We start from the raw sequence: 14,599 nt of genomic DNA on the forward strand, positions 1-14,599 counted from the left end.
AAGGTTGCTTAGTTCTAATAGTTTAAACTTTGCGAAGTTGCCGTAACCTTAAGGACATCAATAAAATAATGTTATTTAGGTTAGTTAAGATGCTTGATCGTATAAGTATATGTAACTGAGGCTAGGCTCGCCGATGGTGAAATAAAAAAAATCCAACCCATGTAACGGGTTGGATTTTTTTTATCTATTCCGGTCTTCAGAAAATATATTAAACCCTTGGTAGGTCTCCCTCTCCTTTTAATGGTAAATAAGACGTTCCCATGAGATAGGTATCTACATGGTAAGCCGCTTGTCTACCTTCGGAAATGGCCCAAACTATTAAGGATTGCCCTCTTCTTTGGTCACCGGCTACAAATACGCCAGGGACGTTGGTCTTATAATCGGCTTCACTGGCCTTAATATTGGTACGTGGATCGGCCTCAAGGCCCAATTGCTCGGCTACTGTCATTTCGGAACCTGTAAAGCCCATCGCCAAAAGTGCTAATTCGCATTTCCACTCTTTTTCAGTACCTGGAACTTCCTTAAGCATAGGTCGTTGTCCGGGTTGTGGAACCCACTCTACTTCAGAAGTAATAAGTCCTTTTAAATTACCATTTTTATCACCAATGAATTTTTTGGTGGAAATGCTAAAAAAGCGCTCTACACCTTCTTTGTGGGAAGAACTTGTTCGCAATCGCATTGGCCAAAATGGCCAAGGTTGATCTTCCGGACGTCCTACTGGAGGTTTCCCTAATATTTCAAAATTGGATACCGAAGTGGCGCCGTGTCTAATGGAGGTTCCAATACAGTCAGATCCCGTATCTCCCCCACCTATAACCACAACGTTTTTGCCAGTAGCTTTTATTTCCTCGCCCAGATCTTTAATACCGTCTACGCGCTTATTATTTTGTTTTAAGAAATCCATGGCTTGCACTACACCTTTAAGGTCTGCTCCTTCTATAGGCAGTCCTCTTCTCACGGTGGCACCACCAGAAAGTACAATGGCATCAAATTGATCTTTGAGTTCTGTAGCCAAAACATCAACGCCCACATGAACACCGGTCTTAATTATAATACCTTCTTCCTCTAAAATCTTAACCCTTCTGTCAATGATATTTTTTTCCATCTTAAAATCAGGAATACCATATCTTAGAAGGCCTCCAACTTTTTCATCCCTTTCAAAAAGGGTAACCAGGTGTCCTGCTCTGTTCAACTGTTGGGCCGCTGCAAGTCCGGCGGGACCCGATCCAATAACGGCAACTGTTTTTCCAGTTCTGCTAGCGGGAGGTTCTGCTACTACCCAGCCTTTTTTGAAAGCTGTTTCAACAATGTTTTTCTCAATGTTCTCTATAGTTACCGGGTCTTCATTGATACCCAATACACAAGCTTCCTCGCAAGGCGCGGGACAAAGCCTACCCGTAAATTCCGGGAAGTTGTTGGTGGAGTGCAATATTTCTGCAGCTTTATCCCATTTGCCAAGGTAAACTGCGTCGTTGAAATCAGGTATTAGATTACCTAACGGACACCCACTGTGACAAAAAGGAATACCACAGTCCATACATCTTGCGCCTTGGTCCTTAAGCTCCTTTTCTTTCATTGGGAGCGTAAATTCCTTGTAGTTTTTCACTCTATCCTCTACAGGAGCGTATTCTTCTACTTTTCTATCGAATTCCAAAAATCCTGTTATCTTTCCCATATTTCGATTATATCGTTTCTAATTTTTCTTTTTCTAAACGTATCAAAGCCTGCTTGTATTCTTCAGGGAAAACCCTAATAAATTTTGGTAGGCAATCTTCCCAATTTTCAAGGATCCTTTGTGCTATTGGGCTAAGTGTGGCATTATAGTGGTTTTCTATAAGGCCTTTCAATTCAGCAATATCATTGTCGTCCTCTACTTTTAATAGGTTTAAAGCTTCCGTATTGCAATTTCTTCTGAAGGTATTTTTTTCATCAAAGATGTAGGCAATACCTCCACTCATTCCAGCTCCGAAGTTTCTTCCCACTTCACCAAGAATAACTGCTGTACCACCAGTCATATACTCACAACCATGATCGCCAATTCCCTCTACGACAGCCTGTGCTCCTGAATTCCTTACGCAGAAGCGTTCACCGGCTTTTCCGTTTATATAGGCTTCTCCGGAGGTTGCTCCATAAAGCGTAACGTTTCCGGTTATTACGTTGTCCTCTGGTTTTAAAGTGGACTTGTACGGTACTTTTATAATTAACTTAGCTCCGGATAGCCCTTTTCCTAAATAATCATTGGTGTTTCCATTGACGATCATGGTAAGGCCTTTGGTTGCAAATGCCCCAAAACTTTGTCCTGCCGATCCTGTGAAATTAAGTTTTAAGGTGTTTTCGGGTAAACCATCTACACCATAAATTTTTGAAATTTCATTACTGGTAATCGCACCAACGGCTCTATCGGTATTATGTATAGGGAAATCCAAAGAGATTTTTTCTTTCCTGAACAGGGCCGGATGGGCTTTCTCCAATATTTCAAACTCAATAGACTTTTCAATATCGTGTTTTTGTTTCTGGGTATTGTAGAATTTGGTTCCTTTTGGTACATCAACCTGATATAAAATTGGAGTAAGGTCTATACCTGCAGCCTTGTAATGTTCCAAAGCTTTTTTACGGTCCAGTTTTTGTACTTGTCCAACCATTTCCTCAATAGTCCTAAACCCTAATTGGGCCATTATTTCCCTAAGTTCTTGGGCTACAAAGTACATGTAGTTAACAACGTGTTCGGGCTTACCTTCAAACTTCTTGCGCAGTTCAGGATTTTGTGTCGCAATACCTACTGGGCAGGTATTTAAATGACATACACGCATCATGATACATCCTGAGGCTACCAATGGTGCTGTGGCAAATCCAAACTCTTCTGCTCCCAACAAACAAGCTATTGCTACATCCCTTCCAGTTTTTAACTGGCCGTCACATTCCAGGACTATCCTGTTCCTTAGGTCGTTCAGTACCAAGGTTTGTTGCGCCTCGGCAATTCCCAATTCCCATGGAAGTCCGGCGTGCTTTAAGGATGTTAATGGGGAAGCCCCGGTACCACCATCATGGCCGGATATAAGAATAACGTCTGCCTTTGCTTTGGAAACACCGGCTGCTACCGTACCCACACCCACTTCGGAAACCAATTTAACGTTGATCCTTGCCTCGCGATTTGCAGATTTTAAATCGAAAATCAATTGGGATAAATCCTCAATAGAGTATATATCATGATGGGGTGGAGGTGAAATCAATCCCACATATGGCGTGGAATTTCTAGTTTTGGCAATGGACGGATTTACTTTTGGTCCGGGTAATTGCCCACCTTCACCTGGTTTGGCCCCTTGTGCCATTTTTATCTGAATTTCTTTGGCGTTGGTCAAATAATTGGAAGTAACCCCAAATCTACCGGAAGCAACTTGTTTGATGGCACTGTTTTTCCAATCCCCGGTTTGGTTCTTGTAAAAACGCTCTGCATCCTCCCCGCCTTCACCGGAATTACTTTTTCCACCGATCCTGTTCATGGCGATGGCCAAATTCTCATGTGCTTCCTTGCTGATGGAGCCATAAGACATTGCACCAGTTTTAAAACGTTTTACTATTTCTGTCCATGGTTCCACTTCATCCAAAGGAATGGGGTCGTAATTGGAGAATTCAAAAAGACCGCGTATGGTCATTAAATCCTTGGATTGCTCGTTCACCATTTGGGCAAAGTCCTTATAGGATTCCGGTTCGTTGTTTCTAACGGCCTTCTGTAGTTTGGCAACACTTAAAGGGTTGAAAAGGTGTTTTTCACCATCTCGCCTCCAGCGATATTGTCCGCCGATTTCCAAATCTAAATTTGCGGCAATTTCTTTATCTATGTATGCTCTGTGATGACGTTTTGCAATTTCCTTCTCAATTTCATAAAGCCCTATACCCTGAATTCTAGTGGGTGTATTAGGGAAGTACTTGTCTACAGTGGAGGTGTTTATTCCAATACATTCGAACAATTGGGATCCGCGGTATGAGTTTAGAGTGGAAATTCCAATTTTGTTCATTACCTTAAGAATACCCTTGCCAACAGCTTTGTTGTAGTTGTTAATGGCTTCTTCAAAAGTATATTCGGTTATATCGTGCTCTTCAATTTGTTCCGCTATAATTTCGTTGACCAAATAAGGGTTTATAGCACTTGCCCCAAATCCAAATAGTAAGGCAAAATGATGAACTTCCCTAGGTTCGGCAGATTCAATAATTACACTTAGTTTGGAACGTTTGCCCAACCTCTGAAGTCCGCTGTTTACAAATGAACATGCCAACAAGGCTGGAATGGGAGCTTTTTCCTTACTAACATTTCTATCCGATAAAATAATGATATTGGCACCTTCATCAATAGCTTGTTCTGCTTGTATTAAAATGGATTCCAAAGCATCTTCAAGGCCGTTATGTCCCTTATCAATGTCATAAAGCATCGCAATGGAAACTACCTTATAGTCAGGGCTGGCATCATAATTCTTTATTTTATCCAAATCTTCCTTGGATATAACTGGATTTTTAATTTTTAATTTTCGGCAATGAAGCTCTGAAAATTCAAAAATGTTATGATCGCTTCCCAAGGTTAGGCTAATATCTGTAATCAGCTCCTCGCGAATACCATCCAATGGCGGGTTGGTAACCTGTGCGAACAATTGCTTAAAGTAGTTATATATTAGTTGGGGGCGATCGGATAAAATAGCGATAGGAGTGTCAGACCCCATTGATCCCAATGGCTCCTTGGCCGTTTTTCCCATGGGAAGTATAATGGTATTTATATCTTCCAAGGTATATCCAAATACTGCTTTTCTCTTTTGTACGGAAGCCTCGTTTAAGAAAAGTGGACAGTCATTGTATGGGATATCCTTAAGGTGAACCAAATTTTTGTTCAACCATTCTTTGTAGGGGTACCTTAAAGCAATTGCTTCCTTAATTTCTTCGTCATTGACAATGCGCCCTTCTTCCATGTTTACCAAGAACATTTTTCCCGGCTCCAATCTTCCGTGCATTTCAATATTTTCGGGCTCAAGTTCTACAACCCCAACCTCAGACGACATAATAACATAACCGTCCTTTGTAACGGAATATCGAGATGGACGCAATCCATTTCTGTCCAATACGGCACCTATGTAGTTTCCATCGGTAAAAGGTATAGAGGCAGGACCGTCCCATGGTTCCATTAAACAGGAGTGGTACTCATAGAATGCCTTTTTTGCTTCGGACATTTCATTGTTCTTTTCCCAAGCCTCGGGTACCAAGATCATCATAACCTCAGGGAGTGATCTTCCTGTCATTAACAATAATTCAACGACCATGTCCATGGTAGCGGAATCCGACTTCCCTGGTAATATAATAGGGATAATATTTTTTATTTCGTCTCCGAACCAATCACTTTTCATTAATTCCTCCCTGGAACGCATTCTTGTAACATTGCCTCTCAGGGTATTGATTTCCCCATTATGGCACATATAGCGGAAAGGTTGGGCCAAATCCCAAGTAGGGAATGTATTGGTGGAAAAACGTTGGTGCACAAGGGCCAATCTGGTGACTACCCTTGGATCCATAAGGTCCTTATAGTATAAGCTGATATCTTCCGGCATCAAAAGCCCTTTGAAGATTATAATTTTGGTGGATAGACTCGGAACATAGAAAAACTTGCTTTCAGATAACTTGGAAGCGTTTATGGTATGTTCGGTAACCTTTCTGGCTATGAATAATTTTAAGTTGAAATGGAAGAAATCTTGTTCGTCATTCTCTCTAGCAACAAATACTTGCTTTACGAAAGGTTCGGTCTCTGCGGCTATTCTTCCAGGTATGGATTTGTTTACAGGTACTTCCCTCCATCCCAATAATTTTAAACCTTGTTTTTTAATGTTGTTTTCAAAAACCTCTATACAGTAGTCACGTTGGTTTTCCTTTTGAGGTAAAAAGACATTGCCCACAGCATAACTACCTGGTTCAGGAAGCTCAAAGTTACATACGTCCTGAAAAAAATCATGTGGAATGTCTATTAGGATTCCGGCACCATCTCCAGTTTTTCCATCCGAACTTACAGCTCCCCTGTGCTCCAGCCTTTCTAATATTTCCAAAGCCTTATGAATAATATCATTCGACTTTTTTCCTTTTAGACTACAAATAAATCCTGCGCCACAGTTGTCATGTTCAAATTCTGGTAGGTACAATCCTTGTTTTCTCAGCTTCATAAATTATCATATTTATTCAAAAATATCAAAATATTTACATTTAATGCAGTGCAATATTAAATAGTGCGAAAGAAATTCAACGTTTATAATTCAACGTTAAAAAAAATGCATATTCTGATATTTGAGCCCGTTAATTTGGGATTTCCTCAATATTAAGCTTTGTATATTGATTTTTTTCCTATTAACAGGGGGTTAATATTGTAAAATTGGTTATTTCTGGTTGATCACCCCATTTAGATTAGGGGTTGTTATTTATTAATTTTATTTATTTCAGGTTTTACCCCGTAAAAATAGGGGATAAATCTAATTTAGTGAATATTATTCTTTTAAAATACTACGCGAAATTACAATTTTCTGAATTTCTGAGGTTCCTTCGTAGATCTGGGTAATCTTGGCGTCCCGCATCATTCTTTCCACATGGTAGTCTTTTACAAAGCCATTGCCACCATGAATTTGCACTGCTTCAATGGCAGTGTCCATAGCTACCTGGGAAGCGTAAAGTTTTGCCATTGCACTTGAAAGGTCATAGTTATTGCCTTGGTCCTTGTCCCATGCCGCTTTGTAGACCAAATGTCTCGCTGCTTCAATTTGGGTGTGCATATCTGCAAGTTTAAACGCTATGGCTTGGTGATTGCTAATCTCGGTACCAAAAGCCTTTCGCTCTTTAGAATATTTAAGGGCCAATTCATAGGCGCCTGCTGCGATACCCAAAGCTTGGGCGGCAATTCCTATTCTGCCCCCAGCAAGTGTTTTCATGGCAAATTTAAAACCAAATCCGTCTTCGCCTATTCTGTTTTCTTTGGGAACTTTTACATCGTTAAAGATAAGGGAGTGAGTGTCACTGCCCCTTATTCCCAATTTATTTTCCTTAGGGCCTATTTCAAAACCGGGCATGCCCTTTTCTACAATTATCGCGTTTATCCCTTTATGCCCCTTTGAAACATCGGTCTGGGCAATGACCAAATATATTTCAGCTGAATTTCCATTGGTAATCCAGTTTTTGGTGCCATTTAGTACATAGTGGTCCCCTCGGTCCACAGCCGTTGTTTTTTGGGAGGTGGCATCGCTGCCCGCTTCAGGCTCGGAAAGACAGAACGCCCCAATACTTTGTCCTGTGGACAATCGGGTTAAGTATTTTTCCTTTTGTTCTTCGCTGCCAAAAGTTTCCAGTCCCCAACATACCAAAGAATTATTGACAGATACAATGACCGAGGCTGAGGCGTCTACTTTGGAAAGTTCTTCCATAACAATGGCATATGAAATAGTGTCCAGACCACTTCCTCCGTACTTGGGGGCAACCATCATTCCCATAAATCCGAGTTCCCCCATTTTTTTTACTTGTTCTGCAGGGAATTTCTGGGCGTCATCTCTTTCAATGACCCCGGGTAATAATTCATTTTGGGCAAAATCCCTTGCTGCCTGCTGTATCATCAACTGTTCTTCCGATAGTGTAAAATCCATTTGTTAGAAAAAATTATGAGAATATTACAAATATACGAGTATAGAATGGAATAATAATGGGCAATAAAAACATTAAAACCTAATCTATATTTTTATATTTGTTCGGTTGTATACTTTTTTATCTGTAAAAAGAACTTATCAATTATGAGGCAACATTAGCTAGGCTGGTAAAATAAACCATAAGGATGTGAAGAGTCCCCTTATTAGCAAATGAAATCATTAAAATAATTGTAAGGTGCAATGAAAGAGTTATTAAAAATATATGAAAATAAAGCCCCTGAAATTGTCTTCAACTGGAAAGATCCAGAGACGGAAGCAGAAGGGTGGACGGTAATAAATTCCCTTCGCGGTGGGGCCGCTGGTGGCGGTACCAGGATGAGGGAAGGATTGGATATGAACGAGGTCTTATCTTTGGCAAAAACAATGGAGGTGAAATTTACGGTTTCAGGACCACCGATTGGAGGTGCCAAATCCGGTATTAATTTTAACCCCAACGATCCTAGAAAAGTCGGGGTACTTAAACGGTGGTACCATGCGGTAGCGCCTTTGTTGAAAAGTTATTACGGTACCGGAGGGGATTTAAATGTTGATGAAATTCACGAGGTTATCCCTATTACGGAGGACGCCGGCGTTTGGCACCCGCAAGAGGGTGTTTTTAACGGTCACTTTAAGCCCACCGAAGCGGACAAGATCAATAGGATCGGTCAATTAAGATTGGGGGTTGTTAAGGTTTTGGAAGGGGAGGACTACTCACCCTCGGTGGCCAGAAAATTTACGGTTGCGGATATGATAACCGGTTTTGGAGTGGCGGAAGCGGTTAAACATTATTATGACATACACGGTGGTTCTGTTAAAGGCAAAAGGGCCATTGTTCAGGGTTTTGGCAATGTAGGTTCCGCAGCGGCCTTTTATTTGGCCAAAATGGGTGCCAAAGTGGTCGGGATTATAGATCGTGCCGGAGGGGTGATCAATGAGGAAGGCTATACCTTGGAGGAAATAAGAACTTTCTTTCTGAATAAAAAGGGTAATGAGCTTTTTGCGGATAATATTATTCCATTTGCGGAAATGAACGATAGAATATGGAATTTGCCCGCCGAGATTTTTGTACCCTGTGCCGCATCCCGATTGGTGACTGAGGAACAGATATCCAGAATGATCCAAGCCGGGTTGGACGTGATCAGCTGTGGAGCCAATGTGCCCTTTGCTGATAAAGAAATATTTTTTGGTCCAATAATGGAATATACGGACGAACGTGTTAGTCTAATTCCAGATTTTATATCCAACTGTGGAATGGCCCGGGTCTTTGCCTATTTTATGGAGGGGAGGGTGGCAATGGATGACGAACTTATTTTTAATGACACTTCAAATACCATTAGAAACGCAATTTTAAATATATTTGACCAAAATAAATCAAAAGTCAATCTCAGTAAAACCGGATTTGAGATTGCTTTGAAACAATTAATCTAAACCAATAATAGCATGGAGACCATTATTATTATTTTATTCGTTGCCGGTTACTTGGCAATAACATTGGAGCATAACCTTAAAATAGACAAATTAATCCCCGCTTTGGCTATGATGGCTCTGTTGTGGGCGGTTATAGCTTTGGCGCATATGCCGGTTTTTGAGGTCAATGCCGAGCTCCGGGAGTTGGAGGCGACCCATATAGATGAGATTTTGCTGCATCATCTTGGGAAAACGGCAGAAATATTGGTCTTCCTTCTGGGGGCGATGACCATTGTGGAAATAATAGATTATTTCGATGGCTTTGCAACCATAAAAGGTTTTATAAAAACTAGGAGCAAAAGAAAATTGTTGTGGTTGTTCTCCATTTTGGCTTTTATACTTTCAGCTATTATCGATAACCTGACCGCTACCATTGTTTTGATTACCATTCTGCAGAAAGTGATCAATGATAGGGAAACAAGACTTTGGTTTGCAGGTATGATCATCATTGCCGCCAATGCCGGTGGTGCTTGGTCTCCAATTGGGGATGTTACCACTACCATGTTGTGGATTGCCAATAAGGTATCTGCGGCCCAGTTGATAGAACACGTTCTTTTGCCTTCTATAATTTGTATGGTGGTTCCCACCTTTATTGCCAGTAGGTACAAGGCATTTTCTGGGAATATTGATGCAGACATGGATGAAGAGGAACCAACTAAGTCCAAATACGGGGCAACCATGCTTTATTTAGGATTAGGGGCTATTATATTTGTTCCTTTTTTCAAAACCATAACACATTTGCCACCTTACGTTGGTATGATGCTTTCTTTGGCTTTGGTAGCTACATTTGCAGAAGTATATAGTAGTTCCAAATTCAGTATTTCCAACATAGATGGTGAAAGTGAGGCAGAATCACATCACAGCCCAGTACATAAATCACTTTCCAAAATTGAATTGCCAAGTATTCTTTTCTTTTTGGGTATCTTAATGGCTGTGGCAGCTTTGGAATCTTTGGGGATGTTGTTCCATTTTGCTGGAACTTTGGATGAGGTAATGCCGATGTTGGGAACAGAGTCTGGCGGAGAATTGGTGTCGGATTTAGTGGTGCTTTTCCTTGGTGTAGGGTCCGCTGTAATAGACAATGTGCCTCTAGTCGCGGCCAGTATAGGAATGTTCTCTGTAGGGATGGATGATCCTGTTTGGCATTTCATAGCTTACTCCGCTGGAACAGGCGGTAGTATGTTGATTATTGGTTCTGCAGCAGGGGTTGTGGCTATGGGAATGGAAAAAATAGACTTCTTCTGGTATTTGAAGAAAATAGCATGGTTGGCATTCCTTGGATTTGCTGCCGGTGCCATAGGATTTATATTAATTAGAAATTTAGTGTTGAACGCATAATTTAATCGATAAAAGACCGTTATTAAGGCAACTTAAATAAAGAAAATATATGTTATTGATACAAGACCTGGCTCAAGAGGCAGGATTAGAGGGAGTTGTGTCCGAGGAAAAGACGCTTTCTGTCATTGATTTAATAGTAAATGGCGGTACAGGAAGTATCTTAATCATAAGTGTTTTGTTTGTAATGCTTTTTGTGGCACTGTATATTTATTTTGAACGGATTTTTGCGATTAAGGCAGCTTCAAAGATAGATAGCAATTTTATGAACCAGATACGGGACCATGTTACCAATGGTAAATTGGATGCGGCCAAAATATTGTGTGCTCAGACAGATTCACCGGTAGCTAGGTTAACGGAAAAGGGAATATCCAGAATAGGGAAGCCCTTGGACGATATTAATACCGCTATAGAAAATGCAGGTACCCTTGAGGTATATAAATTGGAAAAAAATGTGAGTGTTTTGGCCACCGTTGCCGGAGCCGCACCTATGATCGGGTTTTTAGGAACCGTAATTGGTATGATTTTGGCATTCCATCAAATGGCAACCAGTGGTGGACAGGCGGAAATGGGTTCTTTGGCCTCTGGTATTTATACGGCAATGACCACTACCGTAGCCGGTCTTATTGTAGGTATTATCGCTTATATAGGATATAACCATTTAGTAAACAGGACAGATAAGGTAGTACATAAAATGGAAGCCAATGCGGTGGAATTTTTAGATTTATTGAACGAACCTCTTTAGAACATATCAAATGAAACTAAAAGGTAGAAATAAAGTTAGTCCAGATTTTAGCATGTCCTCTATGACGGACATAGTGTTCCTATTGCTTATATTCTTTATGCTAACTGCAAATTCGCCCAATGCATTGGATCTGTTATTGCCCAAAGCAAAGGGGAAATCTACAAATACCCAAAATGTATCGGTAAGCATTAATAAGAATTTGGAATATTTTGTAAACAACGAGAAGATTAACGGACAGTATATAGAAATTGAATTAAAAAAGGCACTAAAAGGGCAGGAGAAACCTACTATTATTCTTAGGGCAGAAGAGAGCGTAGCCATTAAAGAAGCGGTGAACGTAATGGATATTGCCAATAGGAATAATTACAAGGTTATTTTGGCAGTGCGACCAAATTAATGTCATTACTTAACACGAGACACGAGAAAAAATCATTTACACTTACCACAATTCTGTTGAGTGTACTATTGCTATTGCTTTTTTATATTGGACTCACATACATGGATCCTCCAATAGAAAATGGTATTTCGGTGAACTTTGGAACAACCGATTTTGGTAGCGGCAGGGTGCAACCCAAAGAAAAGATTAAATCAGAACCCCTCAACACTCCCATTAAAGAGCCTAAGGTTCAAGAGGAAAAAGTGGAAGAAGTGGTAGAAGAGGTGCCGGAGGAAAAAGTGGCCAAGGAGAAACCTGCCGAAAAATTACTTACCCAGGAAAGCGAAGAATCCATAAAAATAAAACAACAGCAGGAAGCTAAACGCAAGGCGGACGAAGCAGCCAAAAAGGCTCAGGCCGAGGCGGAGCGTATTGCTCGCGAAAAGAAGGAAGCTGAAGAAAAGGTTAGGAAAGAACAACAGGCAAAAAAGAATAAACTCGATGAGTTGATCGGGGGTATAAATAAATCCGAAGGAACCGCTTCTGGTGGCGAAGGTGATGATAATAAGGCGGGGGATAAAGGTCAGCCAGACGGCGACCCATACGCAACTAGTTATTACGGAAGTCCCGGGTCGGGCAGTGGTACCGGAGGTTATGGGCTCAATGGAAGATCTTTGGTGAATAAAGGCAAGGTGCAACAAGAATGCAACGAAGAAGGAAGGGTTGTAGTGAAAATTGTTGTGGACAGAAATGGTAAAGTGGTTAGTGCTACCCCTGGGGTAAGAGGTACTACCAATACCCATCCCTGCTTGTTGGAACCTGCCAAAAAAACTGCTTTTATGCATCAATGGAATTTGGATTCCAACGCCCCTAGTCAACAAGTTGGTTTTGTAGTGGTGAATTTTAAATTGGGGGAATAAAGGTTTCCTTCATTGCCCAAAAACAAATTTCCTGCAGTAATTTTACATTTTCATTTACTTTTTTAATTAGATTAAGAGAAGGTATTGCAATGGCACTATGTTCTAACTTCAACAGACGACTATAAATGACCTATCAGGAAACTTTGGAATGGATGTTCGCGCAACTGCCCATGTACCAACAAAAGGGAATTTCTGCATTTAAGGGTAAGTTGGATAATATACAGTCCCTCTCCGCATATTTAGGTCATCCTGAGTGGAAATTTAAAAGTATACATGTGGCAGGGACCAACGGTAAAGGGTCCAGTAGTCATATGTTGGCCTCTATTTTGCAAGAGGCCGGTTATAGGGTCGGTTTGTATACTTCACCCCATCTAAAGGATTTTAGGGAGCGGATCAGGATTAATGGAAAACCGGTCAGTAAAAAATTCGTTGTCGATTTTATAAAGAAAAATAAATTGTTTTTACAGGCCCATGACCTTTCGTTTTTCGAAATGACAGTGGGAATGGCCTTTCAATACTTTGAAAAGGAAAATATTGATATAGCGATTGTGGAGGTTGGACTGGGAGGTCGTTTGGATTCTACCAATATAATTCTACCCGAAGTGTCATTGATTACGAATATAGGCTATGATCATGTGGAGATGCTGGGCGATACTATTGCCAAAATAGCCTATGAGAAGGCGGGTATCATTAAGCCAGGAGTGCCAGTGGTCATAAGTGAGCTTCAGGAAGAGACAGCGACGGTTTTTAATAATATAGCAAGGGAAAGAGGCTCTAGAATAACCTTTGCAGGGGAGGTAATCCCTGGAATCTATAAAACTTCTTTGCTGGGGAGTTACCAAACCAAAAACGTCAAGGGAGTTATTGCTGTCATTAAGGAGTTAAAGGGTTTTAACATTAGGGAGAAGCATATTGTAGATGGCTTGTTGAAGGTTTCTGAAAATACAGGATTGCTGGGCAGGTGGCAATATATTGGCGAACATCCAACAGTTGTTTGTGATACAGCACACAATACGGAAGGTTTGTCCATTGTTTTGGATCAAATAAAGCAACAGGAATTTACAGCCCTACATATGGTGATCGGATTTGTAAAGGACAAGAATTTAGAACAGATTTTACCTCTTTTTCCAAAAAACGCCCATTATTATTTTTGTAGACCAAATATTCAAAGAGGTTTGGATGAGGTTGTCCTTAAATCGCGGGCAATGGATTATGGTTTGCAGGGAGAGTCTTATCCATCTGTAAATGAAGCGCTTAAAACTGCATTAAGGGTTGCGAAAAAATTGGATTTTGTGTTTGTAGGGGGGAGTACTTTCGTTGTTGCGGAAATTGTATAAATTTTTCTATTTTTTCCTTTGGGGAAATTAAAAACTATTCTATATTTGCACTCGCTTCTGGAGAAATCAGGAAGCGATTTTAAATACTGATTAATTAGGGCTCTTAGCTCAGCTGGTTCAGAGCACCTGCCTTACAAGCAGGGGGTCACTGGTTCGAACCCAGTAGGGCCCACAGTAACAAAGACGGGGCTTCCAAGAGATTGGAGGCCCTTTTTTATTCTTTGTATTTTTAGAAAATGCACACTTTGTGCTCACTTTTGGATTTTAACAAAAATTTAACACATCGTAATTGCAAATGAGATCATTTGACGATATTCCGCAATTTTTAAACGCAAAGAAATTTTAAATCTTTTACTTGAACTTTGTTCTGTGATAATTGTCAATTAAGGCTTCCGATACTATAAGGGACTTTTCTTTGGTTATACAATCGAAAGTAATTTTTTGGTGGTAGTATACTCTTTTAGTAGTTTGTCTACATCTTCAGTGCTCAAAAACCCATTCTCTCTTAGGTGATCCAGTATGTCCCTATAGTTATGAGAACTAAAACCATCTTTCAACATAAACTTTCTATGAATTGTGTTATTGGCTATTCGCGTTCTCCCAATCCATAATATACATATCTAAATGGAGAAGTATAAAATTCACCCTTTCACTATAGAATTTCATAGGATCATATTTATTTTCAACCGCGACCAGCTTACTTTTTACGGATCAAGTCCAAAATCTGG

Annotated in this window: 9 protein-coding genes and 1 tRNA gene; 7 read left to right on the plus strand and 3 right to left on the minus strand. The window is 40.4% G+C overall.

From position 1 onward, the window contains the following. Positions 1-208: 208 nt before the first annotated feature. The 3 genes from KO529_RS08190 to KO529_RS08200 all read right to left on the minus strand — a co-directional run bounded on the left by KO529_RS08190 (position 209) and on the right by KO529_RS08200 (position 7,652). Positions 209-1,675 (minus strand): glutamate synthase subunit beta, encoded by a 1,467-nt coding sequence (locus KO529_RS08190; RefSeq protein ID WP_215947434.1) that lies wholly within the window; start codon positions 1,673-1,675, stop codon positions 209-211. Between the two features lie 7 nt (positions 1,676-1,682). Beyond that, positions 1,683-6,191 carry a glutamate synthase large subunit gene (gltB, locus tag KO529_RS08195; protein ID WP_215947435.1) on the minus strand — a complete coding sequence of 1,503 codons (4,509 nt, stop codon included), beginning with the start codon at positions 6,189-6,191 and terminating at the stop codon, positions 1,683-1,685. 318 nt (positions 6,192-6,509) lie between these two features. Then, positions 6,510-7,652, minus strand: a complete 1,143-nt coding sequence (locus KO529_RS08200; RefSeq protein WP_215947436.1) for an acyl-CoA dehydrogenase — start codon at positions 7,650-7,652, stop codon at positions 6,510-6,512. A 240-nt stretch (positions 7,653-7,892) separates the two neighbouring features. On the opposite strand from KO529_RS08200, the gene KO529_RS08205 reads away from it, so the two are divergent. From KO529_RS08205 to KO529_RS08235, 7 genes are all read left to right on the plus strand, one after another. Next, entirely contained in the window at positions 7,893-9,119 is a 1,227-nt protein-coding gene (locus tag KO529_RS08205; RefSeq protein WP_215947437.1) for a Glu/Leu/Phe/Val dehydrogenase dimerization domain-containing protein, read from the plus strand. A 12-nt stretch (positions 9,120-9,131) separates the two neighbouring features. Further along, entirely contained in the window at positions 9,132-10,496 is a 1,365-nt protein-coding gene (nhaD, locus tag KO529_RS08210; RefSeq protein ID WP_215947438.1) for a sodium:proton antiporter NhaD, read from the plus strand. A 49-nt stretch (positions 10,497-10,545) separates the two neighbouring features. After that, the gene (locus tag KO529_RS08215; RefSeq protein ID WP_072865676.1) at positions 10,546-11,238 is read left to right on the plus strand and encodes a MotA/TolQ/ExbB proton channel family protein; all 693 of its coding nucleotides are present in this window, start codon (positions 10,546-10,548) and stop codon (positions 11,236-11,238) included. Positions 11,239-11,248: 10 nt separating this feature from the next. Then, positions 11,249-11,635, plus strand: a complete 387-nt coding sequence (locus KO529_RS08220; RefSeq protein WP_031445231.1) for an ExbD/TolR family protein — start codon at positions 11,249-11,251, stop codon at positions 11,633-11,635. Beyond that, the gene (locus KO529_RS08225) at positions 11,635-12,534 is read left to right on the plus strand and encodes an energy transducer TonB (RefSeq protein ID WP_215947439.1); all 900 of its coding nucleotides are present in this window, start codon (positions 11,635-11,637) and stop codon (positions 12,532-12,534) included. Before KO529_RS08220 ends, KO529_RS08225 begins: the two co-directional genes overlap by 1 nt. A 125-nt stretch (positions 12,535-12,659) precedes the next feature. Beyond that, a complete protein-coding gene (locus KO529_RS08230; RefSeq protein WP_215947440.1) occupies positions 12,660-13,871 on the plus strand; it encodes a bifunctional folylpolyglutamate synthase/dihydrofolate synthase in 1,212 nt (403 codons plus the stop codon). 97 nt (positions 13,872-13,968) lie between these two features. After that, positions 13,969-14,043 (plus strand) — tRNA-Val (locus KO529_RS08235). Positions 14,044-14,599 lie beyond the last annotated feature (556 nt).

It is taken from the genome of Arenibacter algicola (genome assembly GCF_018860365.1).
GTDB classification, from domain to species: Bacteria; Bacteroidota; Bacteroidia; order Flavobacteriales; family Flavobacteriaceae; genus Arenibacter; species Arenibacter algicola_B.

Bases quoted from the DNA above. Each gene is read 5' to 3' on its own strand.
- KO529_RS08190 (WP_215947434.1), bottom strand. From the start codon at position 1,675: ATGGGAAAGATAACAGGATTTTTGGAATTCGATAGAAAAGTAGAAGAA.
- gltB (WP_215947435.1), bottom strand. From the start codon at position 6,191: ATGAAGCTGAGAAAACAAGGATTGTACCTACCAGAATTTGAACATGAC.
- KO529_RS08200 (WP_215947436.1), bottom strand. From the start codon at position 7,652: ATGGATTTTACACTATCGGAAGAACAGTTGATGATACAGCAGGCAGCA.
- KO529_RS08205 (WP_215947437.1), top strand. From the start codon at position 7,893: ATGAAAGAGTTATTAAAAATATATGAAAATAAAGCCCCTGAAATTGTC.
- nhaD (WP_215947438.1), top strand. From the start codon at position 9,132: ATGGAGACCATTATTATTATTTTATTCGTTGCCGGTTACTTGGCAATA.
- KO529_RS08215 (WP_072865676.1), top strand. From the start codon at position 10,546: ATGTTATTGATACAAGACCTGGCTCAAGAGGCAGGATTAGAGGGAGTT.
- KO529_RS08220 (WP_031445231.1), top strand. From the start codon at position 11,249: ATGAAACTAAAAGGTAGAAATAAAGTTAGTCCAGATTTTAGCATGTCC.
- KO529_RS08225 (WP_215947439.1), top strand. From the start codon at position 11,635: ATGTCATTACTTAACACGAGACACGAGAAAAAATCATTTACACTTACC.
- KO529_RS08230 (WP_215947440.1), top strand. From the start codon at position 12,660: ATGACCTATCAGGAAACTTTGGAATGGATGTTCGCGCAACTGCCCATG.